We start from the raw sequence: 1,324 nt of genomic DNA, 5'->3' as shown, positions 1-1,324 counted from the left end.
GCCCTCCGCGCTGCCGCTGCTCGCCCTGCTGATCGCCGTCACCGCGACCGGCTTCGGCGCCACCCTGCTCGCCTCGGTGGACCACGGCAGGCTGCGCGCCGGACGGGTCGCGACCGGCGGCGACATCGCCGTCTCCGTCCCGGACTACGCGACCCTGCCGGACCCGTTCCTCAAGGCCGTGGGCGGACTCCCGGAGGCCCGGAGCGCGACCGCGGTCCGGGTGGACCAGAGCGCGCGGTTCGTCGGCGCCGGCCCCAACGACTACACCAAGGTGACCCTGGTGGTCGCCGAGCCGACCGCGTACGCCGCGATCGCCCGCACCCTCGGGGCCGGCGCGTTCGACCCGGCGAAGCTCGCCGGCACCCCCGGTGGCCCGGACACCCCGGTACCCGCGCTGTTCAGCCGAGAGCTGGCCGCGCGCCTGGCCGCCGGCGCGCCGACGGTGCACCTGTCCACCGCGAGCGAACTGCGCACCACCGTCGCCGGGATCGTCACCGCGACCCCGGCGCTGCCGGAGCCGGAGCAGCCGTTCGTCGTGGTGCCCAGCGGCCCCGCCGTACAACGCCTGCCGGAACTCGGCCGGTGGAACGGGTGGCTGGCCGTCGGCGACGGCCTCGACCCCGGGCGGATCAGGTCGCTCCTCCTGGAGCGGGGCCTGGTCGAGCCGACCGGTCTCGACAAGCTGATCGCGGACGAGGCCGCGGCGGCCGGCCGGGGCAGCCACGGACTGCCGCCCGCCTACCGGGTCGGCAGCAGCCGCGAGTACGCCGCACAGCTCGCCGACGACCCGCTGCAGCAGGCCGCCGGACGGCTGTTCTGGTACGCGGCCCCGGCCAGCGCCGGATTCGCCGTCCTCGCGGTCCTGCTGACGCTGCTGCGGGCCGCGCCCGACCGTACGGCGGTGCTCGCCCGGCTGCGCACCATGGGTCTGCGGCCCCGGCAGGGGCTGGCGTTGATCATCGCCGAGGCGCTGCCCCGGACCCTGGCGGCGTCCGTCGGCGGCGCCGGGGTCGCGGTGCTGGCGGCCCTCCTGCTGGGGCCGGCCTTCGACCTCTCGACCCTGGTCGGGACCGCGACGGGCGGCTCCCTCGATCCCGCGCCGCTGCCGGTGCTGCTGCCCACCGCGGGCCTGACGCTGGTGGCCTGCCTCGGGGTGGTGCTGGAGACGCTGGTCGCCGGACGGCGGCAGATCGCCACCGAACTGCGCGCGGGGGAGTCCTGACGGGCGCTGGGGCGGGTGCGAGGGTGGGTGCGGCTGCGGGGGCGGGCGCGGCGGCGGTAACGAGAAGGGGCGTGGGAACGGCGAGGCGGCCCGGTCGTGGTG

At 77.6% G+C, this 1,324-nt stretch carries 1 pseudogene; it reads left to right on the top strand.

Going from position 1 to position 1,324, the window contains the following annotated elements:
• A pseudogene (locus ACFU6K_RS39160) lies at nt 1-1,222 on the top strand (hypothetical protein); the annotation flags it as partial.
• Nucleotides 1,223-1,324 lie beyond the last annotated feature (102 nt).

The sequence above is a fragment of the Kitasatospora sp. NPDC057512 genome (assembly GCF_042802135.1).
In the GTDB taxonomy this organism is placed as follows: domain Bacteria; phylum Actinomycetota; class Actinomycetes; order Streptomycetales; family Streptomycetaceae; genus Kitasatospora.
Note: the sequence above shows the minus strand (reverse complement) of the source record. Positions and strands in the feature narration are given on the sequence as shown.